Origin of the sequence: Anatilimnocola aquadivae (assembly GCF_049819085.1) — a bacterium.
Lineage (GTDB): Bacteria > Planctomycetota > Planctomycetia > Pirellulales > Pirellulaceae > Anatilimnocola.
On record NZ_CP187419.1, the window covers coordinates 6,239,416 to 6,263,200 of the forward strand.

Genomic DNA, 23,785 nt, shown 5'->3' on the forward strand with positions numbered 1-23,785 from the left:
TCCAGAAGTCGCCAAACTGTAATGGCCGCCGCCGGAAACACGGGACCAAAAAATGACGCCGTTTGCTCGTTGCAGTCAATGCTGGCTAGCTGGGATGTTCGTGCTGCTGCACCTAAGTGCGACCTTCGGTCAGCCTGCAGAATCTAACACCGCAGCACCTGCGGCGGTTTCGAAACCTTTATCGCCCGCGGAATCACTCGCCACGTTTCAGCTGGCTGAAGCTGACCTGACAATCGAACTGGCCGCAGCAGAGCCAGACGTGATCGATCCGGTAGCCATTCGCTTTGACGAGCGGGGCCGAATGTGGGTGGCGGAAATGCGCGATTACCCGCTCGGGCCGCCCGATGGCGGCAAGCCGCTTTCGCGCATTCGTGTGCTCGAAGATCGGGATCACGACGGCCGGTTTGAAATCGCGACGACCTTCGCCGACGAGCTTTCCTTTGTCACCGGATTGCAACCCTGGCGTGGTGGCGTGATTGTGACACTCGCAGGGCGCATTGCGTGGATGAAGGACAATGACGGCGATGGCAAAGTTGACGTTGACGAAACCTGGTTCACCGGTTTTGCTGAACAGAATTCGCAATTACGCGCCAATCATCCCCGCCTGGCACTCGACAATCATGTGTACGTCGCAAATGGCCTGCGCGGCGGTGTGGTCGTCAACAAGCGTTTGCCCGACGAGAAGCCCATCGATCTGCGCGGGCGAGATTTCCGTTTTGATCCTCTCACTGGCAAGGCCGAAGCGATTTCTGGCAACGGTCAGTTTGGCATGTGCTTCGACGATTGGGGCAATCGCTTCACCTGCACCAATCGCAACCCGGTGATTCACGTCGTCCTCGAAGATCGCTACCTCAAGCTGGCTCCCAAGATCCCCATCGCTGCAGTCGTGCAGGATGTGGCTGCTGCCGCAGAGAAATCAAGGGTCTTTCCGATCAGCCGTGCGTGGACGACTTCGAACCTGCACGCGGGAACTTTCACCGCTGCCTGCGGCGTGCATGTCTATCGCGGCGATACGCTGCGTAAGACGCTGGGCACTAATAGTGTGTTCACGTGCGACCCTACGGGCAACTTCGTTCATCGCGAGACCATGCAACCCGACGGCCCCTCGTTCACCAGCAAACCGGCTTATCCCGACAAAGAGTTTCTTGCCTCCACCGACGAATGGTTCCGCCCCGTCAGCATGGAACTCGCCCCCGATGGCTGCCTGTACATCGTCGACATGTACCGCTGCGTGATCGAACACCCCGACTTCGTCCCCGACGAACTGAAGAAGCGGCCGGATCAACGATTGGGAGATGACCGGGGAAGGATTTGGAGGATCGTGCCGAAGGGCGAAACTGCTCGAAAGCAATTCGCTTCACTCCCTTTAGAGTTGAACACTTCCGAGCAATTGTTCGACGGCCTGAGCAACGCAAGCAACGCCTGGACACGTGAAACTCTGCAGCGACTGCACTTGGAGAATGTTGCCAGCGGCGCGGCCAGCGATTCATTTTCGTCAACTAAGAACGACGACATTGTGCTTCCTAAGGCAGATTTGCCAGAGGCCCGTGTTCACTACCTGCGATCATTGCAGGCCAGCAAGCGAGTTGACTCCGATGTTTCGACAACCTTGCTTCGCGATCCCAATCCGGTGGTTCGCCGGCAAGCGCTAATGGTTGCGGAAGAGTTACTCGCGATTAACAAGGTGAAACCCAAGGTTCTGTCGCAACTGGCTGTCAAACAACCGCCCGAGGTGCAGTTCCAAACACTGCTTCTCGAACTCACTCGCATCGACAATCTGCTCGATGACAGGGTCGATCCTGCAACGATTCCTGCGGCTGAACCGGGAAGTGACAACCGCTGGGTGAATGCGGCTCTGTTACTGCGGCATCATCGCAACCTGCTGCAACTGTTCGAGACGGCCAGTGCGAACCGAATGCAATCCACGGTGCTGTTGATCGACATTGCTCGCCTGATTGGAAGTCAAGGATCGGACCTCGACGCCGTGAAGTTACTCAAGTATCTGGTCGCAAGTCCTGGCGAACGAGTTGAGTTGCCGAAGCGTGTCGTCCTGCTCGATGCACTCGCCACGGGCCTGTTGTCTCGAGGAAAGCGATTTGACGCGATTCTCGAAACGCTCAAGAGTCACGTCGACGAAGTCCCCAAGTTTGACGACCAACTGCTCACTTTCGCGCAGAGTGGACTGCAACCCTTAGACGTCCGGTTGGCAGCAGTCCGGCTGCTGGGATACGTTCCTAGTTCCTGGGAAAACCTAAAGACATTTCTTTCCATGGAGCAATCTGCTGAAATGCAGGCTGCAATTGTTGCTGCCATCGCTCAACACGGAAACGAAACGGCGCCATTGTGGAAGCGGTATCTAGAGCAATACGACTCCGCGACGCTGCCGATCAAACGTGCTCTCATCGACAACAGCTTTCGCCGCGCTGACGGACCAAAGTTGCTGCTGGAGCAAGTGGCGGCGGGAGTGATTCAGCCTGCGGAGATCGATCCGCTCAGAAGGAAGCAGTTGCTGGAGAGCAAGGATGCGGAGATTAAGAAGCAAGCTGCGGAATTGTTTGCGGCACTCAACCCGGCGAATCGTCAGCAAGCACTCGAGGAATATCAGCCTGTGCTCGCGCTGGCGGCGGATGGCAATCGCGGCAAGCTGGTGTTCGAAAAGAACTGCAGCAACTGCCATCGCGTGGGAGAAGTCGGCGTCAATGTCGCGCCCGACATCAGCGATTCGCGCACCAAGACGGCAGCGCAAATTCTCGCCGATATCATTCAGCCGAACCGGGCCATCGATAGCAATTTCATCGGCTACCAGGTGTTGCTTGCCGATGGCACTATCGCCAGCGGTCTGCTCGCCGCCGAAACCAGCACTTCGATCACGCTCAAGCAACCGGGCGGGAAAACGCTGACTCTTGCCCGTACGGAGATCGAGCAACTCAAAGCCACCGGCGTTTCGCTCATGCCCGATGGCCTCGAAAAGAACATCCCGCCCGCCGACATGGCAGACCTGCTCGCCTACATCAAAGGCTGGCGCTATCTCGATGGCAAAACACCGCTCTCGCCAAAGTAAACTCATCTGCCTTTCACGCCACCGCCCCTGCGGCGGTGGTTCATTGGCTTTTGCGCTACCGCGTGCCGAGTACCGCATACCACGCCAAGCCAACCGCAACCGTCATCGCGAGCGAGAAAAGCACGCTTCGCTTGATGACAAAAATCAGCACTAGCGCCACGCTCATGCACAGCAGAGTGCCGAACGAAAGTGACGACCAATCGGGCACCAGCCAATGGAACTTGATGCCTGCTATGGAGGTGCTGGCCTCATGCACCGTGCGAAACAGCGTGTGCACTGCCAGCCAAATCGCCAGGTTCAGCACCACTCCAACAACGGCTGCGGTCACTGCGGCGAGTCCAGCGCTCAGCGCCTGACTGCGTCGCAGCGTTTCGATCCAAGGAGCGGCGGTTATGATGTACAGAAAGCACGGCGCAAACGTCGCCCATACAGTGACCACCGAACCGAGGACTCCCGCAGCCAACGGCGAAAGATGTTCGCCCGGATTGTTATACGCTCCGAGAAATGCGACGAACTGTACGACCATGATCAGTGGTCCGGGTGTTGTCTCGGCAAGCCCCAAGCCATCGAGCATCTCGGCCGGCTTCAGCCAACCATAGCGATGCACGGCTTCTTGCGCGATGTATGTCAGCACCGAATAGGCTCCGCCGAACGTGACTAGCGCCGCCTTGCTGAAGAATACCCCTTGTACCGCGAAGACACTTTCGCGGCCAAAGAGTAACGCGACGAGGCCAATGGGGAGCCACCAAATGGCCAGCCAAAGCGATGCCACGAGCAACGTGCGCGACCAGGTTGCCCGCACGGCGAGTGCGGTGGGGTCTACTTGTTCGCCGTTCTCAATTCTCAGATCGTCTGCGTCGCTCACGGCTCCCTTCTTCCCATGAGGCTGCATCGTCGGGAACCACGTCGGTGCCAGTCGATGGCCGATCAAGCCGACCGCGCCTGCGACCAGAATCACCAGCGGAAACGGTACATGCAAAAAGAAGATGGCGAGGAATGCAGCCACGGAGATCAACAGCATCGCGCGTGTCTTCAGCACTCGTGAACCGATCCGCACGACGGCTTGTAGCACCACGGCGAGTATCGCGGATTTCAACCCAAAGAAAACCGCATCGACGGCTGGTACTTGTTGATACAGCACATACACGATGCTGAGGGCCAGGATCGAAACAAACCCCGGCAAGATAAACAGCAAGCCTGCCGTGAGCGCGCCGCGCGTGCCGTGCATCAGCCAACCGATGTAGGTGGCCAGTTGCTGAGCCTCGGGCCCGGGCAGCAACATGCAAAAGTTGAGCGCGTGCAGAAAGCGAGCTTCGCCCACCCACTTCTTTTCGTCGACCAGAATCCGATGCATCACCGCAATCTGCGCCGTCGGTCCCCCAAAGCTGAGACCGGCAATGCGGCACCAAGTGGGAAAGGCTTGCCAATAGGTGATACGTGCGGGATGCTCGTTTGCGGCAATTTCGGAAGCACCTGGGGACTGTGTCAACTTCTTATCCCTGCCAGCCCGAAGGCATGTCGGGTTGTTGCCAAGCGCTCATGCCGCCATCGACGAGCAGCATCTGGCCGTGAACATGCTCGGCAACATCGCTGCACAGATAGACGGCGGCACCACCACAAACATCGCTATGCGGGACCTGACCGTTGGGCGTGTGCAATTCCATCCAACGACGAAAACGCTGATCGCTCTCGATGACGGAAGTGAGCGGCGTTCTCACTAATCCTGGCGCGAGACCGTTGACGCGAATCCCTTGCGGCGCAAGCGATACGCAGAGGGACTTCACCATCGCTTCGATGGCTCCCTTTGTCGAGTCGTAGCAAGTATGGGTCGGTTCGGCGAGACGACCGTTGATCGAGCCGATCATCAGCACGCGCCCCGCAACTCGATTGGCCACCCACCCCCGCGAGAATCGCTGCGTGAGAAAATAGACCGACGACACATTCAGCCGCCACGTTTTCTCCCAGGTTTCGTAGTCCATTTCGAGAAAGGGAAGGTCGATGTAAGTACCCGCATTGTTCACGAGAATATCGATGCCCGGCATCACCTGAATGGCTTGCTCAAACAGAGCATCGACGGCTTCGATCGTTGGCCCAGCCAGATCGCCCGTGATGAACTGTGCCTTCACTCCCGCAGCGAGGCAGTTCTGGATGACCTCTTCCGCATGCTGATCGCGACTGCGGCCGTGCAGCACCACGTTGGCACCAGCCCGCGCGAATGCTTCGGCAATCGAACGTCCCACGCCCTTGGTAGAACCAGTGATGAGTGCAGAGTGGCCTTTCAGATCGATCATGTTTTTTGTCGTCTATTCGTTGGGCAAATCGCTGTCGCGTCGGCGGAGGCGGGCTAGAAGTTCCGGGGCATGCTTCGTGCCTGCATTATGGCTCGCTGGCCGAAACTTCGGCAACTGCAGCATGTGGAACGCAAGATCGTCGCTGAATACCAAATCATCTTTCCCCCTTCCATTCCGCGAAAAACTGTTCAAGGAACTGTTCCATAAACCGGTGTCGCTCGGCAGCTAGTTGCCGGCCGACATTCGTGTTCATCCGGTCCTTGAGGAGCAGCAGTTTTTCATAGAAGTGGTTGATCGTGGGGCCGGTGTTCTTTTTGTACGAGCCAAACGAGTCGTGCGGGGTGGGCGGTACCGCCGGGTCGTACATTTCGCGTCCCTTGTGACCGCCATAGGCGAACGCGCGACCAATGCCGACCGCGCCGATGGCATCGAGCCGGTCCGCGTCCTGGACGCACTTGCCTTCGAGGGTCTTCATGGGAGTCGCCACGCCGGCTCCTTTGAATGACAACGTGGCGATGATGTCGCAGACGTGGTCGATGGTCTCTTTCGGCACGCCGAGTCCCATCATCCACTCGCGGGCCGCTTTGGGACCAGCTTCGTCGTCGCCACCATGAAACTTCCAATCGGCAATGTCGTGCAGCAGGGCGGCTAGCTCCACCACAAATAGATCGGCACGCTCACCCTTGCCGATGGCGACCGCCGTCTTCCAAACTCGCTCGATGTGGAAAAAGTCGTGTCCCGAGCTATCGCCGGTCAGCAACTTGCGAATGTGCTCGGCAGTAGCTTCGAGAATATCGGACTGGGCGCACGAACTGAGCGGTTGAGGCATGCGGAGAACTCCATTTCAGATGGTTTGAATCGTTACTTCGTCGCTGGGCCCGCAGAGCCACTCAACTGCAGTTGCTCGTTGAGTTCCACTTCCAGCTGGCGCAAGTGAGCCGGCGCCGAGAGTTGCTTGTTGGCTTTCGCCACGATCTCGAGTGCCTTCTCGGGCCAACCCGTATCGCGATAGAAGATGGCCAGGGCATAGACGGCGTTGGTCGATCGCGGGTCGAGTTCGTACGCGGCGAGTAAGGCGTGGGCAGCCTCTTTGCGCCAACCTTGGGTGTGTCGAGCAAAGCCCAGTTGTTGCTGCATGTTGGGCTCTTCGGGAATCAGACGAGCGTCGCGCTCGATCAGGCTTAGCTCATCTTGACGTAGGCGTTCCATCTCAAAATGAAGTGACGGAATCGGCGCGAGTGCCTCTTCCATCGCCTGCTTGTTGCCTTGCTGCGAAGCCCGCTGTGCGGTCTCTTGCGCTTCTTCGATCAGCCGTTCGAGCAGCATGGCGAGTTGCCCGCGGGGGCCCGTCACGTTGGGTTGCACACCGATGGCCGTTTCATAATGCCGCTGGGCATCGCTCAGGCGGCCACGAGTTTCGGCGAGCACACCCAGCATCAAGTGCCCTTCGGCACGGTCGTTCATGATCTTTGCCGATTGCTCGAACTCGGCAATGACCTCGCGCAATCGCAGCAACTTGTCACCACGCAGTTGATCGTCTGGCAAGCGAGCCAAAACACGAGCTGCCTCGGTACGCACCAAGCGAGAAGGATCATCGAGAATGGGAACCAAAGCTTGACGCACGGACGAATCGGACGCACCTTGCAAAGCGATGACCGCTGCTGCTCTTACTTGCGGCTCAGGATCTTTCAGCAGCCCCACCAGCACCTTAGTAACACCTTCATCAATGCTTTCCTGCGGATTGAGAAACTGGCGAATCTCAAGCGCCGCAGTCGCCCGCGCAATGGCGGGCTGAGTTTTCTTCTCCAGGAGCGCCAGCAGTTGTCGCTGGGCATCGACAGAACTGGTACGTGCGGCGTGCAAGGCTTCGGCGAAGTGAGGTTCTTTTTTGCGCTGATTGCCGAACCACTTTTCGATATGTTCATCGGCCCAGCGATCGATTCGCCCGAGCTCGTTTTTCACGAGCGATTCGCCACGCTCGCTGGCCCGCAGCCAATCGGGATAGGTCTTCAAATCGGGCCGCTCGCGCAGCGTAGCCGTTTGGGTATCTAGCTTCAGGTGACAGCCGGTGCACGCATTGCCGGTCCCTAGTTTCACACTGAGATCAGGCCGCGGAATGCGCAGGCTGTGATCGCGCCGCGGATCGACTTCCATGTAAGTGGTCGACGGCATGTGACATTCCACGCAAGAGGCCCCGGCCGAACCTTCTTTGTGATGGTGATGCGAAATGCTGTCGTACTTAGCCGCCGGATGCTGGTGGCAACTGGTGCACAGCTTATTTCCTTCGTACTTCAGCTTGGCCGAGTGGGGATTGTGGCAATCCGAACAGCGAATCCCTTTATGAAACATCTTGCTCTGAATGAAGGAGCCGTACTCGTACACTTCGTCCTGAATCTGACCGTCAGCGTGATAGATGTTCGTATGGAGCAACTCGTTCGCAAAGTAGTCGTAGTAGCCACAGCCCGCCTGATGTCCGGGGCTTACACCTCGTCGCCGCGAGTGGCATGTCGCGCACATCTCGACCTGCGGGCGGTTGTCGCTACCCTTCAGCTTTGCCAAAGCAAAGCCATGATGGCGGTCCCAAAACGGCGACGTTGCCGTGGCTAGTTGCACGTGCAAGCTGCCCGGACCGTGGCATGCTTCGCAGCTGACATCAATCTCCGAGAACGTGGTGTGATAGATGCCGGTGGCAACATCGTAGTTCTTTTGCAGGTTGGTTGAGTGGCAATCGGCGCACATGTGGTTCCAGCACTGCGCGAAGCCGGTCCAGTGCAGAACGTCACTCGGATCGAGTTTTTCTTTGACATCTGGCGGGTCGAGGTGAAACCACTTCTTTTGCAGTGTGTCCCAACTAACACGTAGCACTTGCAGGCGGGCGATTTCGTTCTCGGGCAATTCTTCGGGCCGATCAAACTCGACCATGTATTGCTGCAGCGGAGTAACGCCAAAGACGTACTTGATTTCGAAGTCGGCCAGCTTGCCATCGGGCCCTTCGGTGTTGATGAAATACAAGCCATCGCGGCGAAACATGCGCGAAGTGATGCCGTGATGCGTCAATTCTGCATCGTTGAAGTCGCCCAGCACCGTTTCCGATGTTGCCCGGTCCATGGCCAGATCGTGGTGCGAACCAACAAACTGCTCGGCCTGGGGCTGATGGCATTCCACGCACGACTGCCGACCTACGAAAGTTGCTTGCGCGTCTGGCGGCAACCCGATCCACCAATCGGCGGCGAGCGCGCCGCCTGCCATCACACTAATGGCACCCACACACACCCAGATCCAAAACGCGCGTGACAGCGGTCGTCGAGAGCGCACAGCAGTTCGAGTCGTCGACCTAGCAGTCTCTGAAGTTTCGGCGTTACGCTGGCGACGATTCATGCGAAATGACTAACCGAGAGGACAAAATGGCACAGGCGAAGCGAGCCATTCATTCTAGTCACCAAACAAGCCTCGGTGAGAGTGCTATCCGACACAGAGTCTTCGCGTGGCCAATCGCCTGTCGTAAGAGGCACCAACCATCGCTAAGTCAAGCTCGCGCTACCCAGTCTGGGAAGCACTCGTTCACAAACCGACCCTGCTTACTCCCGGCACACTCGCGTTTTCCCGGGGAATTTGCGAATTCTGCCCGCCGCTACGCCCTGGTTTGTGAACGCCCCTCGCTTGGGTGGTGTTGATTTGCGTCACTTCCGGGCCGTGCGTAGTTGACCATCTGCGCAAAACATCACCCAGAACAACTCTTCACATTCAACCAAAATGCCAATGAAATTCTGACGACGCATCGTAGCAATGCCCGAGAGCGAAGCTGCCAACGCCGCTTCGATCTGACAACCAATTGTTCGAACAACAATCAGGAACTCACCTCGCCGTTCGTTACCTGTGTCCTCGTCGTCCGCCTGCCTTCTCAGTTTGCCACCTCAGCGGGCCCAGCTGAAATCTGCTCGCTGCGTGATTCTTTGTCAAACAACAAAATGGAGTTCGTTTGAGCGCTCTCCGTGGGACAGGAATTCGCCAGTCACGCGGTGGCCGTAACAATCGGCCGTGCAATTCGTCATCCAGTTGTTGCAGTTCAAGAAACTGCATTCCAAGAAACGATTCGCCCCAGCCAGACCGTCTTACTTGCAATTCACGAGATTTCGCCAGCCATTAGGGGCTTTTAGCCCGGCGGCAACATAGACTTGTACCACCGGTATCAAGCGGGCGACTGGGTTGGGCGATTCAGCGCAAGTATCGGTGCCCTAATCACTTGGCAAAATCATTGCCACACAGGAAGATGACCATGCGTCAGACGTTGCAACGAACCTTGGCGGCGATGGGAGTGTGTTGCGTAATGTCTCTCTGGGGTGCCGCAACAGGCGGTGAAATCGATTTTCGCGAAGATTTCGCTCTGTCTCGCGATCGGACGAAGGCGCTGGCCCAGCTGATTCCCGGGACGGAAGACTTTTACTATTACCACTCGCTCCATTACCTGGCGACCGAGCAATTCGAAAAAGTCGACCAGCTGTTGCCCAATTGGGTTCAGCGTCATGGCGAAACAGGTCGCGTCTGGGAGATTCGCACCCGTCAGCATCTGCTGACCTACGAAAAGAATCCTGACAAGTCGCTCGCCTACCTGCGCACACGACTAGGGATTCACTTTCCGCATCAAAAGGAAGTGCTCGGCGCTGAGCCGAACCTGCCGACGGTTTTGGAAGCCGTCGCCGTCTCGCGCGAGCAGTTCATCAACCGTGCCAAGCCCTACTCAAACGACAATCTGGAGCAGTACGAAGAGTCCGCTCTGGAATGGCTCCTCGCCACCGAACTGAATCCTCTGCAACGTCGCAGCTTGCTGACCCGGTTGCAGCGTCCCGATCATCCAAATCTGGTCAAACTGATCGTTGCCGATTTGAATCACGAACACTCGGGCGGCTTCGGTTCGCTCGGTATTCACAATCAGCTGCTGCTCGCGCAACTGGACGAACTCGTCAAGCTCAAGCCCGATGTACTCAACCATCAACGGTTCGTGCAGGCTTACATCGTTCGCTTGCAGCCGAACGCTGATGAAGACCTGCGACACGATCCCAAAGTGCTCGAAGCCTATCTCGATCGCTTGCAAGCCTTCGCCGAGCGTCTGTCGGCCGCGCACAACAGCCTGAAGGCTCACGTGCTGTACAACCGGCTGGTGCTCGATCGCCAGCGCGGTATGTACAACAAGGCTCGCTTCCTCGCTTATCTGCAACTGCCTCGCCCCGTTCACTACATCTCGAAGGCGATGCAAGAATCGGTCGCCTTTCGCCAGTTTCCCACCGACCTGAACAACAACTACGGCGGTGTCACGCTGCTGCCACCCATCGGCAACGACGAACCGCTCGTGCGCACGTACCTCATGCACTTTTTGCGCGAGGCCCCCGATGCGAAGGAATTCGAGCCTTACATCAACGATGTTTACCTGAAGCACTTGCTGGCCGAGGTGAAGATCGTGAACGGTCTCGGCGACGCCGAAAAATGGGCCTCGCTGATTCCTCCCGAGGTTTTCCGCGGACTGAAGGACCGCGTCGATATCGACTTTGCCTTCACCAACCAAACCAGCTTCACGGCCGATGAGCCAGTCAAGCTCGACCTGTTTGTGAAGAACACTGGCACCCTGATTGTGAAGGTCTTCGAACTGAACACGAAGAACTTCTATCGCACGCAGTGGCGCGAAGTAGACACCGATATCAATCTCGATGGTCTCGTTGCCAATCACGAACAGACCTACACCATGACGGAATCGCCGCTGCGGCGTGTGGCGAAGAAAATTGAGTTCCCACAGCTGGCACGTCCCGGCGTCTATGTGATCGATTTCATCGGCAATGGTCGCAGCAGCCGAGCGCTCATCCGCAAAGGCAACCTCCGGCAAGTGGTGCGAACCACAGCAGCCGGGCAGAGCTTCACGGTGCTCAATGACCAGAACAAGGTTGTTCCGAATGCCTCGATTTTCCTCGGTGGTCACGAGTACACGGCCGCGGAAGATGGCACGATTGTCGTTCCGTTCAGCACGGCTCCGGGGCGAACTCCCATCGTCATCACCGCGCCAATTGCCGGTGAAAAGAAGACGGAATACTCTTCCCTCTCCCACTTCCAGCACGAAGCCGAGAACTACAGCCTGACCGCCGGGTTCTATGTCGACCGCGAGTCGCTGCTCAAACGCCAAACGGCCAAACTGGTCGTGCGGGCTTCGCTCCTCGTGAATGGCACGCCAATCACCCTGAAGCTACTGGAGCAAGTTAGGCTGCTGATCACCTCGACCGATCTCGACGGCGTCGGTTCGACCCAAGAGATCAGCGACTTCAAGCTCTTTGAAGATCGCGAAACCGAACACGAGTTTCAGGTGCCGCCGCGCCTCGCTGCGATCAGTTTTCAACTCTCCGCCCGCACCCAAAAAGTTACGGCCGGTAATCAAAAGATCGACCTCTCTGCCAGCCAAGGCTTCACGCTCAACGAGATTGATCGGACCGATAAGGTAGAAGACTTGCACCTGGTTCGCAGTTCTAGCGGCTATGTGCTCGAACTGCGTGGCAAGACCGGCGAAGCCCGCGTTTCGCGTCCCGTCACGCTGAATGTGAAACATCGCGACTTCCGCCAGCCGCTGAATGTCACGCTCAAGTCGGATCCGAATGGCCGAATTAACTTGGGACAGTTGAACGAGATTGCGCACATCACCGCCACTGGTCCCGCGGGCACGGCTCATACCTGGCACCTGCGACTCGATGCGCACACCTATCCGCAAACGCTCAACGCGAAGACCGGCGATGCCATCACGTTGCCCTACTTGCCGAAGAATCGCGACTTGTCGCCCGCCGATGGCGATCGTCCAGCCGCCGAGCTGCGCAATGAATTGTCACTGCTCGAACTGCGTAACGATGCGTTTAGTGTCGACCGGTTCGAAAACATTGCCATCAAGGATGGCCTGATCACGATTACGAAGTTGCCCGCTGGCGACTACGACCTGCTGCTCAAAACGCATCAGCGCCGCGTGCGAATCCGCGTCAGCGATGGTGCGCAAGCAGGCCGCTACGTGCTTGGTAAGTGGCGTCAACTCGAAACCAAGCCGCTGAAGCCCGTGCAGATTGATACGGCTACGCTCGGCGAAGACAAGCTCGTGATTCAGCTAAGTAACACCAGCAAATTCACTCGCGTTCATATCTTCGCGACTCGCTTTGTCCCTGAGTTCAGCGTGTTCGATGAACTGGCCCGTGTGCGAGGCGAAGAGCCCTATGTGTTTCATCAAACGCCGGCCCAGTCGGTGTATCTGACCGGTCGGAATATCGGCGACGAGTATCGCTACATCATCGATCGCCGCTACGCGACCAAGTTTCCCGGCAACATGCTGGATCGTCCTTCGCTGCTACTCAATCCGTGGGCAGTCCGCTCGACGGAGACAGGCGTGCAGGTCGCGGAAGGTGGCGATTCGTTCCGTGCGGAAGGCAAGGGGGGCAGCGCCGCAGCTGGCCGCCCCATGATCGCAGCCCCGGGCCAGCATGGCGGTGGCGGCAACTTTGCGAACCTCGATTTTCTCTCACAAACTTCTGCCGTGATTTTGAATCTCACGCCCAACGAGAAGGGAATTGTGGAAGTTGAAAAGACGGCCCTGGGGAGTCATCAACAAATTCACATCGTCGCCGTCGATCCCGCCAACACCACCGTTCGCCAACTCGATCTGGCCGAAGTGAAGACGGAATTCGTTGACTTGCGGCTGATCAACGGCCTCGATCCAAAGGGGCATTTCACCCAGCAGAAACAAGTGACGGTCGTCTCGGCCGGAAAAACCTTCACGCTGCACGACATTACGACGAGCAAGTTTGAAGCTTACGACAGCCTGGCCCGTGTCTACTCGCTCTACACCACGCTCAGTCACGACGCCAAACTGGCCGAGTTTTCGTTCATCCTGAACTGGCCCAAGCTAAAGGCCGAGGAAAAGCGCACGCTCTACAGCAAACATGCCTGTCACGAACTGAGCTTCTTCCTGTTCAAGAAAGATCCGCAGTTCTTCAAGGAGGTCATCGTCCCTTACCTGGCAAACAAAAAGGACAAGCGATTCGTCGATGACTTCTTGCTCGAAAGCGACTTGAACAGCTACCTTCGCCCCTGGGACTACGGCCAGCTCAATACCGTGGAGCGAATCTTGCTGGCCCAGCGTATCAAAGGACAACAGCCTTATACGAACCGCTTCGTTTCCGACGCGTTCTCGTTGCTGCCGCCAAATATCGACAACTTCATTCGCTTGTTCGATACCGCCGTGCAAGGGAGCGCGCTCGCGACCGAAGATGCCTTGGGCCTGGCCGATGCCCGGCGAGGTGCGATCGCCACTAGTGGTGGCGCGATGTTCTTTGGGGGCCAAATGAATGCTGCTCCGGGATCGCCGCCCCCAGCTCCCATGGCTGCAGCTGATCCGGCGGCCGACCGACCCGCTTTGTTGAAGGCGCTGGAACGCAAATCCGGTGAAGTTGATAAGTTGCAACGCCAGATGGCCGAGTCGGCCAAGAAGTCCGAGGCTCGCGACGGTCGTTCCCTGCGGTTTAAGCAGGACGCGCAGGCCGACGAGAAGATGAAGGAAATGAAGGACGCCGTTGAAGCGGAACAGTTCTTCGATGCCAACGGCGAGCAACTCAAGCGCCGCCGCGAAGTGCGGCAATTGTTCCGGCAACTCGAAAAGACGATGGAGTGGGCCGAGAACAATTATCACCACCTGACCATCGATCAACAGACGACGCATCTCGTCACGGTGAATGCCCTGTGGAAGGACTTCGCCGCTCATGATCCCGCCAGTCCGTTTTACACTCGCAGTCTGGCGGAAGGTGCTCGCAACTTCCCCGAGATGATGTTTGCTCTGTCGGTCCTCGATCTTCCCTTCGAATCGCCGAAGCACGAGACGAAGTTCGACGGAACGAAGATGACTCTCACGCCCGGTGGTCCGCTGGTCGTATTTCACGAAGAGATTCGCCCCGCTCCTGCTGCCGATGGCACGAACAAGGTGCTCGTGAGCCAGAATTTCTACCGCCACGGCGATCGTCATCGCCAGGAAAATGGCGAACAGGTCGATAAGTTTGTCACGGAAGAATTCCTGATTCACACCGTGTATGGCTGCCAGATTGTGGTGACCAATCCCACCTCGGCTCGGCAGAAACTGAACCTGCTCGTGCAGATTCCGCAGGGTGCGATTCCCGTGCTGAATAGCCAGGTGACCAGGACCATTCACCTGCAACTGGAACCCTATCACACCCAAACGCTCGATTATTTCTTCTACTTCCCCGCTGCAGGCCGCTTCCCGCACTTCCCGGTGCACGTGGCCAAGAACGAAACGCTGATTGCCTCGCCCGAGCCTTTCCTCTTCAACGTCGTAGACAAGCCGAGCCGAGTCGATACCGAATCGTGGGACTACATCTCGCAGTTCGGCAGCGACGAGCAAGTGCTCGCGTTTCTCGACAAGAACAACCTGCAGAACATCAACCTCGTTCGTATTGCTTGGCGCATGCACGACCCGAAGATGTTCCTGGCAGTGACCGAAAAGCTGGCTCAAAACCACGTCTACGAAAACACCCTGTGGTCGTACTCGCTCAAGCACAATGTGCCGGCAGCAGCCAAGGAGTTCTTGCAGCATTCCGACCAGGTGGTTAATGAGGCTGGCGGCCGACTGACGAGCGGACTGCTGGTCATCGACCCGATCAAGCGGGGACAACTGGAGCACCTCGAGTACAAGCCGCTGGTGAATGCCCGCGCTCACGCGCTCGGCAAACGCCGTCAGATCGTCAACGACCGGTTCTTCGAGCAGTATCACCGCTACCTGAAGGACCTGACGTACACTCGCGACTTGAACGACGAAGATTTGCTCGCGGTCACCTACTACCAGTTGTTGCAGGACCGCATCGAAGAATCGCTAGCCAATTACGAACGAGTGAACCCGGCGAACCTCGAAATGAAAATGCAGTACGACTACTGCACTGCCTATCTCGGCTTCTTCACAGGCGAATTGCAGGAATCTCGCGTGCTCGCCATGAAGTATGCGAACCATCCCGTCGATCGCTGGCGCAATACCTTCGCCACCATTGTGCAGCAATTGGACGAGGCCGAAGGTAAGGGCTCGCGAGCCATCGACCCAGAAGATCGCAATCAGCAGCAGGGCGTTCTGGCCTCTACCGAGCCGAGCTTCGATTTTGTGGTCGAAGCCAAGCAAGTGAAGCTGGACTTCCAGAACCTGCGGACGATTCGCGTCAACTTCTACGAAATGGATGTCGAGTTGCTCTTCAGCCGCAATCCGTTCCAGCAGGTGAGCGGTCAGTTCAACAGCATTCGCCCGAACCTCTCGCAAGAGTTTGAACTACCTGCCGACCAGCGGAGCTTTGTGCTGCCTCTGCCGCCGGAGCTAACCAACCGCAACGTGCTGGTCGAAATCGTTGCCGCTGGTCAGACCAAGACTCAGGCCTATTATGCCAACTCACTCACGCTGCAAGTGATCGAGAACTATGGCCAGATTCGCGTTACGCACCAAACGACGGGCAAGCCGGTACCGAAGGCCTACGTCAAGGTTTATGCCCGGATGGGTAATGGTGAAGTGAAGTTCTTCAAAGACGGCTACACCGATATTCGTGGCCGCTTCGATTACGCTTCGCTTAGCACCGGCGATCTCGACAGTGCCCAGAAGTTTTCGCTGCTCGTTCTGAGTGAAGACTTTGGTGCGATGGTGCGAGAAGTCTCACCACCGCAGCGATAATCGCTTGAACTGATCGTCCGCAGGGCAAGTCACAAGAGAAGCCGGCAAGTTCTAACTTGCCGGCTTCTTTGCGTTACCGTGTCTTTCGTTACCCGTGTTTACTTACGCACCTTTGACACTGATCTTGCGGGGCTGAGCTTCCGGTCGCTTCTTAAACTTCAGGTGCAGCACACCGTCGCGCAGTTCCGCTTCGATCGAGTCTTGGTCGACGGTTTCGGGCAAGGTTACCATTCGCTCGACGCGACCATAGCCGCGCTCCTGATGCCAGTACTTCCGTTCCGCTTCCGGAGCCGTTCGTTCGGCCGCAATCTTGAGCTGGTTCTTTTCCAGCGTCAGGTCGATCTGCTCCTGCTTGATGCCCGGGAGCTCGACCTCGAGTCGCCACTCACCGTCTTCTTCCCACAGATTCGTCGGGGCAGCGAACGCGCGAGCAAGACCAGAACCGCTGACCAGCTGCTCGAAGGCTTGTTCGACGTCGCGCGAGACGGCATCGAGAGAACGGGGGAAAGCGACGGTCCAACGTGGCTTACAACTGTGCAACATAATTTCACCTCTCTAAGTACAAGTGACGAAGAGTATGTAACGATACGTTCGGGTTGTCTCTGCAAGATGCTCAGTCGTGACTAAGCAGCTTGGCTCGCTAGAGCACTAAACACACTGGGAAAGCAACGCTCGTGCCAATCCGTTTTGCAGAGCCAAGGCACCCGGAACCTCGCAGCAAAACTGCTTGAGAATTCAGCACTTGCGCGTAGGCGGATTTGGTCAAGGCAGTTTCCTAAGCCCTGATACCTCCCGCGCAATAAAAAAGGCTCTGTCAAAGTGACAGAGCCTGAGTTCGTGGGCTAACAATCCTGCCGATCGCTTTCTATGCCTTCTTCAGATGCAACGCATAGTTCCGCGTGGCGTGCTGCGAGACGGCCGTGTCGTCGCCGATGTAGAGCACGTCCTTGTCGGGAACCGCAGTCGCCGTAAAGACGTTATCGCTGGCTTGAAACGCCGCCCGCTTCTTTTGCCGCAGAATATCGCGCACATCATAAAAAAGTGCGCCCATCGTTACCGCGATCCAGGCAAACGACTCGGCCATCTGCTCGCGGGCCACGAGCAGCACAAATGGTCCGGCAATCACACTGACCCAGGCCAGCGTATAGGCCCAGCCTTGCCAGCGAACGGGAGTAAGTCCCCAGCCAATCGTTTTGGGTTTAAACCAGTCAGGATTTCCGAACATGTAAGCTCTCCCTCTTTCGGCGGCGTGCTTAGTAATACGTCGTTCGTCCCGCCCTCAAACTGCTTATTCGCCCAGGCGATCGGGATCTTGGCGGATGATAGAAAAAAATACAGCCTTTCGCCTTGCGGATCTCCGCGGGTGTTTCATTGCGCCAGATTTGACGGCTAAACTGACGGTTCCGACCAAGCTTGCTGATCCGTTCGTAAAGGCGATTCTTCGATGTCGCGCACCCAATTCCTCTTCCTTTTGCTTCTTCTCCCCGCGACTCTCGTGAGAGCGGAAGAGCCAAAAACGGCCGCAGTGAAGCCCGCTGTGGAAAGACCGCTCAGTGCCTTGATCGTGTTCGATCACGACGGCAAGACGACGGCCCTGCGCGTGGAAGGAGAACGACAACTGGCCATCTTAGAGAGCTACTTTCCCGGCTATCGCACCCAGCCCGAGAGCGACGAAGCGGGAGCCTGGGAGACCAAGTACGAAGTGATCTTCAACTTGAAGCACGGCCAGTCGTATCGCGTGCTGGTCGCTTCCAATTCGCGTTTCTGGTCTATGGGGCGCGGCGATTTCGAACTGCGGGGCTATTTCAGCGACTTCGTTGCGGCGCTCCTCAACATGCAAAAGCCGGGGACGAGTAACTTGCCGAAAGAAGGTAGCCCGCGTCTCGCACCCAATATGAAATAGCGTCGCGCACTTGCTGCCAGTGGGCGGGGCAGTTACTCTGACCGGAGATTCGGGCACGCTCCGCAATCTCTCGCCATGCAAATCCTACCCTCCTATCGCCGACCATTTCTTCAGCGGGTCATCGCTGCGCTGTCGCTCGTTGGCTTTCTGGCTGCCGTGGTAGGCGTGCCGGTTTTCGAGCCAGCCGGCACCGAACTGGCGAAAGACCTTTCGCAGCCGTTTCCTTGCCAGCATTCGGCCTGTGGCTGCCGCAGTGCAGCGATGTGTTGGAAGGCCTGCTGCTGCAATACGAACAAAGCCAAGTTGGCCTGGGCCAAGAAGAATGGTGTGAAGCCGCCGGCCTTCGTCGAAGTCGCTGCCGCCAAAGAAGAACGTACTGAGAAGACAGCCAAAGCAACTTGCTGCTCCACGAAGGAATCAAAGGAATCACCAGTTGTCGCTACCAAGTCGTGCTGTTCGAAGCCGGTGGTCGCGGCCAAGCCAGTTGCGACAAGTGAAGCGACCAAGGAACTTGCTGCCGATTCTTCGTGGCGGGTGACGTTAGTCAACACGATAGCCGCGCGGCAATGCCAGGGGCTCGATCAGCTGTGGTTGATCTTCTCGGCCGCCGTGCCACCTCCGAGCATGGTTGAATTCAATCTGGAGGAGTCCATTTCTCCTTTGCCGGAAACTCTCGCCGCGTCACTCACTTCGCTGACGTTGCTGCCGGCGACTCCGCCCCCGAAAGCCTAGCGAACTCATCGCTGGTTTTTCGTTCTTGTCCTGCGCACATGCCGGCTGGAAACGCCGCTGCCTGCGCACAAGTGGGGGAGTTTTATTTTGTTGCGTCTTTTCCGCAAGCCGCTGCGCGCTGCGCGGTCTGCTTTTACACTCGTCGAGTTGCTGGTGGTAATTGCCATCATTGGCATCCTGGTGGCACTGCTCTTGCCGGCCGTTCAATCCGCCCGCGAAGCGGCCCGCCGCGCTCAGTGCGGCAATCAGATTCGCCAGTGGGCGCTCGCTGGCCACAACTACCACGATACGTTTCAAGCGTTCGCGATGACGAACGCCCAGAACTATCAGCCCAACGTGCAAGGGTTTTCACCACAGGCCCGCATGTTGCCGTTTCTCGAGCAAGCGAACTTACAAGCCAAGCTCGATTTCGCCCAGCCTGCTTTCACGGGGCCGTTCAACGCGTTGGTTCCCAATCCGCAGTTTGCCAGTTGGTTTGCCACGCCCATCAAGGTCGCGCTCTGCCCCAGTGATGCCGCACCGGTCCTCAACACCGGCGCTGGTGGCTCGCAATACTCGGGCATTAACTACATGGTCAGCTACGGCAGCGGAGCAGGCCCCAACTACGACTTGCGCTGGCGTACCGATGGCTTTGTGTTTGAGAATAGTGGCGTGCGGTTCGCGAACATTACCGACGGTACTTCGAACACCGTGTACCTGGCAGAAGCCGTGCGTAGTGTCGGTCCCGACTTTGTGTTGCCAGCCGGCACGCTGCCAAAGGCTCCTTACCAGGCAACGCTCAATGGTTCATCGGGCGTCGATGCCGCACTAAAGATGAATCAAGGTTTGTCCGGCACGGGCGGAGGCTGGTCGAATGGTCCTAACGGCGTGATCGAAAACCCCGATCTGGCCGCCATCTGGCCGCAAAAGACGAACTGGCGCGGAGCAGCGAGCGCCGCTTTGCGCGGTCGTGGCACCTCGTGGGCTCACTCGGGCGCCATGAGCACGTTGACCAATGGCTATCTGCCGCCGAACAGCCCCATTCCAGATGTCGTCACGCACTTCACGGGTTTCTTCGCCGCCCGCAGCTTTCATCCGGGCGGTGCGATGGTCGCGATGGGCGATGGCTCGGTGCGGTTGCTCGCCGATTCAACCAACAGCAGCGTTTGTCGTTCGCTCTATAGCGGCGATGGTGGCGTGGACGTAGCTGGCAGTTTTTAGCTGCCATGCGTGTCATCCCATTCGCTAACCTGCCGCTGAAAGTGCTTGATACCGATGAATGCTTCTCGTTTATTGATGCTACTGCTCATGGTCGGCATCGTCTGCCTGCCGGGGTGCGGTGCGCGCCCCGTAACGGGTGGAACCAAGGGTTCGCTGCGCGGCGGTGGCTCGCCGCTAAGCGATCTGCAAGTCACGATTCATTCGCAACAAACCGGCGCGTGGACACCCATCGGCTTTGCGGTCTCGTCGACCGATGGCACGTTCGAACTGTTCTCTAACGGCGCGAAAGGCTCGTTGTTTCTGCAGCCCGGCGAGTATCGCTGCACCCTCGAATCGGCTGGTGCTCCCCTGCGAGTTCCGCCAGTCTACGCTCGCGCGGAGACGACCCCCTTGAAAGTGCTCTGGCCCACACCGAGCCAGAGTCTCGATCTGGAGCTACCGGCGCTGCCCATGGTTCGTTAGTTGTGCCTACCCCACGGGGGAAGAAAGAGATAATCATGAATAGGATCGTCTGGATTGTTGGCGCGGCGGTGCTTGTCACCGCTGCGCTCGCGATTGGCTATCTGCTGCCGCCGAGTGGTTCGAAAGTGAAACAACCGGCCGACGATAGAACGGCTATGAACAAGCCCGCTCCGGAGCCAACGGGTCCGTGGGCGAATGCCACGCGCAACTCGTTTCCGCTCGCTGCGGCCGACATTCGCGATTCGCAAGAAGCACCCGTGGTGGCTATCGACGGGCAGCAGCGCGTGTATCTGGCCTGGTCGTCGCAAACGGGCAACGACGAACGGACGCTCTTCCTCACTTCGTCGCACGACCGCGGTAAGACTTTCGCCGAGCCTCGCGCGCTGCGCAAGTCCGGGATTTTCAAGTCGGTCTCGCAGATGAACGGCAAGACAGTGGCTCGCGAGCGTCGCATGCTGCCGCATCTGGCTGCGTATGGCGATAAGGTGCTTATCGCGTGGGGCGAAGCACCCGCCGATGGTCAGTCGATTCGCTATCTAGTCGCGGAGTCTACCGACGGCGGCACGACGTTCAGCGAGCCCATTGCGGTGCATGAAAGCGACGATGCTCGGCCCACCTTCACCGATTTTGCCGTCAGCCCGCACGGGCAAGTTGCCGCCAGTTGGCTCGATAGTCGCAATCGCGCTCAGCAACCTTTTGCCGCGGTTCGCTTCGCTGGCAGCGAGCAATTTTCGACCGAGCAGATGATCTTTCCCGGTCAAGACAACAAAGGTGTTTGCCCCTGCTGTACGACGGCGGTGAAAGTTGCTGACGACGAAACGGTCGTGGTCGCCTATCGCGGGCAGATCGACGGCTTTCGCGATATCTGGGTGAGTGTCAAACGCCCCAGCGATACGCAGTTCTCGACGCCAGTCGCGGTCACGGAACCAACCTGGAAATTCGAGGGCTGTCCGCACGATGGCCCTTCGCTAGCGATCAAAGGAGACGTGCTGCATGTGGCCTGGATGGATGCTCGCACCGGTAAGCAGCGGGTCTATCACGGCCAGGCCAACTTGCACGACCTAAAATTTACCACGCACGAACTGCACGCCGCTGGCCCGGGCACTCAAAGCAATGCCCGGCTGTGGATCGATCCTCGCGGCGCTTTGCAGGCCGTCTGGGAAGAGAGCCTGGCCGAAGAAGAAGCGAAAGCTCCGGCGGACAAGTCTTCGCATGAACATGGTCCGCCCACAGGTGCCGGCCGCGTAATCATGCATAGCCGCTCGCCTAAAGCGGACGAAGTCTTCGAAGTGCCGCACGCGATTGCGAGCATGCCCGGTAAATTCCAAACCCGACCAGGCATTGCGAGCGGCTCTGGGCTGCTCGTCGCGGCCTGGAACGAGTTGGACGAGAACGGCAAACGCGTGGTGGTGGCAGTTCGCGACGAGAAGTGATCGAGCAAGCACGAGTTCCAATGTTTCAGAATCAGCCTGAGTCGAACGAAACTGCACCGCGCGGAACCTGGCACTCCTGGGTTAGTGTCGTGGTTGCTGCCTGCTTACTAATCGGGGCTCTCTTGCTTGGCCGGCAGTTGCGAGCGCGCATGTCGCCGCCGGGGGAAGAGATCGTCGTCGAACAGACAAGTACCGCCGTAACCAACCGAGGTGAGATTCTGTTTCAAGTTCACTGCGCCAAGTGTCACGGCCCAGAAGGTCGTGGCGATGCCGAAGGTGCTGCCAAGATGAAGCCGCCGCCGCGCGATTTCGCCGCGCGACCGTGGCGATTTGCACCGACAAAAGAGTCGATTCGCAACGTCACCCTGCGTGGCATTCCCGGCACGGCGATGCCCAGCGCGCAAGCGGCACTGAGTGCCACCGACTTGGACGCTGTCGTCGAACATGTGTTTCAACTGGCTCATCGCCAGCCTGCGATCGCGCGGCAAGTCACGCCCGAACAGCAACTGCTGCTTGCTGCAGGTTTCAGCGGTACTGATGCCAAGCGGGCCGCACCAATCCTAGAAGTGGTCGATGCGGCGGGGAAGAAGCAGCGGCTGCAGGACGAGCAAGGCAAGCTGGTGCTGATCAATTTCTGGGGCACGACCTGCGAACACTGCGTGAAGAAGTTGCCGCAGTTGAAGCAACTGCAGGAACAGTTTCGCGAGCGTGGCCTCGCCGTGTGGAACGTCTGCGCCGATGTCGAATCGGCCACCGAAGCTCAGGAGTTGCTCGATCGTCTCGCGCCGGGCACTCGCACGCTCGTCGATGAATCGGGCCTGGCCAATGGCCGCTTTGAAGTGCAGGTGCTCCCCACGGTTTGGCTCGTTGATGCGAGTGGCAAAGTCATTGCCCGTTCGCAGGGCGTGCAGGATTGGAACCGACCGGAAATGCACGCGGTCATCGAAAATTGGCTGCCGGCCGTGGCCACCGGCGAGTAATGACGTACCCGGTCGTTAACGAGCCGAACTTGAGGCCAAGATGCGACATCTTGGGGTTAAAGATTCAACCTCTTGCGACACGATTTAGCTTCCTGACAGTCCAGTTGCGAAAGAGGGGCAGCCGCGTCGCGGCATTCGCAATCAGACGCCCGCGCGCTGGAAGCTGCGATGAATTCGTTTTCGATGGTCATTCTTTGTAGTGACGGCTCCGTTCGAGCCACATTCACACCCGCTCTGGAACTTCGTCGCTACGACGAACTGCTTGAGATCGTCCGCGATGGCATCAGCATCGAGCATCTGCGCCGCAGCTTAGAAGGTGCCGCGCTGGCATGGCGAGTCAGCGTCGCGCTAGAACCCTACGACCATCGCAATGAGCGCACGCGGATGAGTGGAATGGTTGCTTAAGCAAATGATCGCATTTCTATAAGATCGCGCCCGTCGCCGCAAAAGCCTGGCGATATGCTTTCGCGCGAGTAAACTGTTGAAATGTACGTTGCCTTGCTCATACTCATATCACTCTATGCCTGCGCAATGTTGTTTGCACTGCGCTTGGTCATGTCCCAAAAGGCAATGACCTGGCAACGCCGTATCTACGCATTGATTGTGCTTGGCTTGATGTGTTGCTCGGTATTCTCCATGGCCGGCTGGCTTATTGGAGGGGCGATCTCATCCAACTACGGTGGATACACCTATTTGGGAAAAATCGAGAACGGTCAGCACTTTCTTGGGGACAGGGGAACCTATAAGGCGGTAAGCAAGGAAGACTGGCTGTATTTGAAAAAGGTGGAAGCCGTTTTCGGCGAAAAATGGCATGCTGTGGGCTTTGCGAGCTTGGTAGCTGCTTTCCTCTTGGGGGCATTCACCGAATCGTTCCTCGGGCCGCCACCACCGCCGGACACCGAACTCTGCGACGACGCGCCGGAAGAGGAAGAGTTGGCGTAGTGCATCCACGGCTCCGATTTGCTCTCAGCCCTCTTCGTTGGGTAAGCTACGAGGC

At 57.8% G+C, this 23,785-nt stretch carries 16 protein-coding genes; 10 read left to right on the forward strand and 6 right to left on the reverse strand.

Annotation, left to right across the window (positions count from 1 at the left end):
• The first annotated feature begins 52 nt into the window (after positions 1 to 52).
• Positions 53 to 3,061 (forward strand): PVC-type heme-binding CxxCH protein, encoded by a 3,009-nt coding sequence (locus NA78x_RS24505; RefSeq protein ID WP_425615016.1) that lies wholly within the window; start codon positions 53 to 55, stop codon positions 3,059 to 3,061.
• Between the two features lie 55 nt (positions 3,062 to 3,116).
• Here NA78x_RS24505 and chrA read toward each other — a convergent pair whose 3' ends face one another.
• From chrA to NA78x_RS24525, 4 genes are all read right to left on the reverse strand, one after another.
• Entirely contained in the window at positions 3,117 to 4,550 is a 1,434-nt protein-coding gene (gene chrA, locus NA78x_RS24510) for a chromate efflux transporter (RefSeq protein WP_425615017.1), read from the reverse strand.
• A 4-nt stretch (positions 4,551 to 4,554) separates the two neighbouring features.
• Positions 4,555 to 5,352 (reverse strand): SDR family NAD(P)-dependent oxidoreductase, encoded by a 798-nt coding sequence (locus tag NA78x_RS24515; RefSeq protein WP_425615018.1) that lies wholly within the window; start codon positions 5,350 to 5,352, stop codon positions 4,555 to 4,557.
• 154 nt (positions 5,353 to 5,506) lie between these two features.
• Positions 5,507 to 6,181, reverse strand: a complete 675-nt coding sequence (locus tag NA78x_RS24520; RefSeq protein ID WP_425615019.1) for an HD domain-containing protein — start codon at positions 6,179 to 6,181, stop codon at positions 5,507 to 5,509.
• A 32-nt stretch (positions 6,182 to 6,213) separates the two neighbouring features.
• Complete coding sequence (locus tag NA78x_RS24525) at positions 6,214 to 8,619, reverse strand: HEAT repeat domain-containing protein (RefSeq protein WP_425615020.1); 2,406 nt, start codon at positions 8,617 to 8,619, stop codon at positions 6,214 to 6,216.
• A 1,009-nt stretch (positions 8,620 to 9,628) separates the two neighbouring features.
• On the opposite strand from NA78x_RS24525, the gene NA78x_RS24530 reads away from it, so the two are divergent.
• Entirely contained in the window at positions 9,629 to 16,078 is a 6,450-nt protein-coding gene (locus tag NA78x_RS24530) for a hypothetical protein (protein WP_425615021.1), read from the forward strand.
• A 102-nt stretch (positions 16,079 to 16,180) separates the two neighbouring features.
• Here NA78x_RS24530 and NA78x_RS24535 read toward each other — a convergent pair whose 3' ends face one another.
• On the reverse strand, positions 16,181 to 16,621 hold the full coding sequence (locus NA78x_RS24535) for an Hsp20/alpha crystallin family protein (protein WP_425615022.1): 441 nt from the start codon (positions 16,619 to 16,621) through the stop codon (positions 16,181 to 16,183).
• Positions 16,622 to 16,943: 322 nt separating this feature from the next.
• Complete coding sequence (locus NA78x_RS24540) at positions 16,944 to 17,303, reverse strand: hypothetical protein (protein ID WP_425615023.1); 360 nt, start codon at positions 17,301 to 17,303, stop codon at positions 16,944 to 16,946.
• Positions 17,304 to 17,522: 219 nt separating this feature from the next.
• On the opposite strand from NA78x_RS24540, the gene NA78x_RS24545 reads away from it, so the two are divergent.
• From NA78x_RS24545 to NA78x_RS24580, 8 genes are all read left to right on the forward strand, one after another.
• Positions 17,523 to 17,981, forward strand: coding sequence for a hypothetical protein (locus NA78x_RS24545; protein ID WP_425615024.1), 459 nt, complete (start codon positions 17,523 to 17,525; stop codon positions 17,979 to 17,981).
• 75 nt (positions 17,982 to 18,056) lie between these two features.
• Positions 18,057 to 18,713 (forward strand): hypothetical protein, encoded by a 657-nt coding sequence (locus NA78x_RS24550; RefSeq protein WP_425615025.1) that lies wholly within the window; start codon positions 18,057 to 18,059, stop codon positions 18,711 to 18,713.
• Positions 18,714 to 18,800: 87 nt separating this feature from the next.
• The gene (locus tag NA78x_RS24555) at positions 18,801 to 19,913 is read left to right on the forward strand and encodes a DUF1559 domain-containing protein (protein ID WP_425615026.1); all 1,113 of its coding nucleotides are present in this window, start codon (positions 18,801 to 18,803) and stop codon (positions 19,911 to 19,913) included.
• A 54-nt stretch (positions 19,914 to 19,967) separates the two neighbouring features.
• Entirely contained in the window at positions 19,968 to 20,375 is a 408-nt protein-coding gene (locus NA78x_RS24560; RefSeq protein WP_425615027.1) for a hypothetical protein, read from the forward strand.
• Between the two features lie 35 nt (positions 20,376 to 20,410).
• Positions 20,411 to 21,808: a hypothetical protein gene (locus NA78x_RS24565; RefSeq protein ID WP_425615028.1), complete on the forward strand. Its 1,398-nt coding sequence runs from the start codon at positions 20,411 to 20,413 to the stop codon at positions 21,806 to 21,808.
• Positions 21,809 to 21,828: 20 nt separating this feature from the next.
• Positions 21,829 to 22,788, forward strand: a complete 960-nt coding sequence (locus NA78x_RS24570; protein WP_425615029.1) for a redoxin domain-containing protein — start codon at positions 21,829 to 21,831, stop codon at positions 22,786 to 22,788.
• Between the two features lie 168 nt (positions 22,789 to 22,956).
• On the forward strand, positions 22,957 to 23,193 hold the full coding sequence (locus NA78x_RS24575) for a hypothetical protein (protein WP_425615030.1): 237 nt from the start codon (positions 22,957 to 22,959) through the stop codon (positions 23,191 to 23,193).
• Positions 23,194 to 23,274: 81 nt separating this feature from the next.
• On the forward strand, positions 23,275 to 23,730 hold the full coding sequence (locus tag NA78x_RS24580) for a hypothetical protein (protein ID WP_425615031.1): 456 nt from the start codon (positions 23,275 to 23,277) through the stop codon (positions 23,728 to 23,730).
• Positions 23,731 to 23,785: the final 55 nt, after the last annotated feature.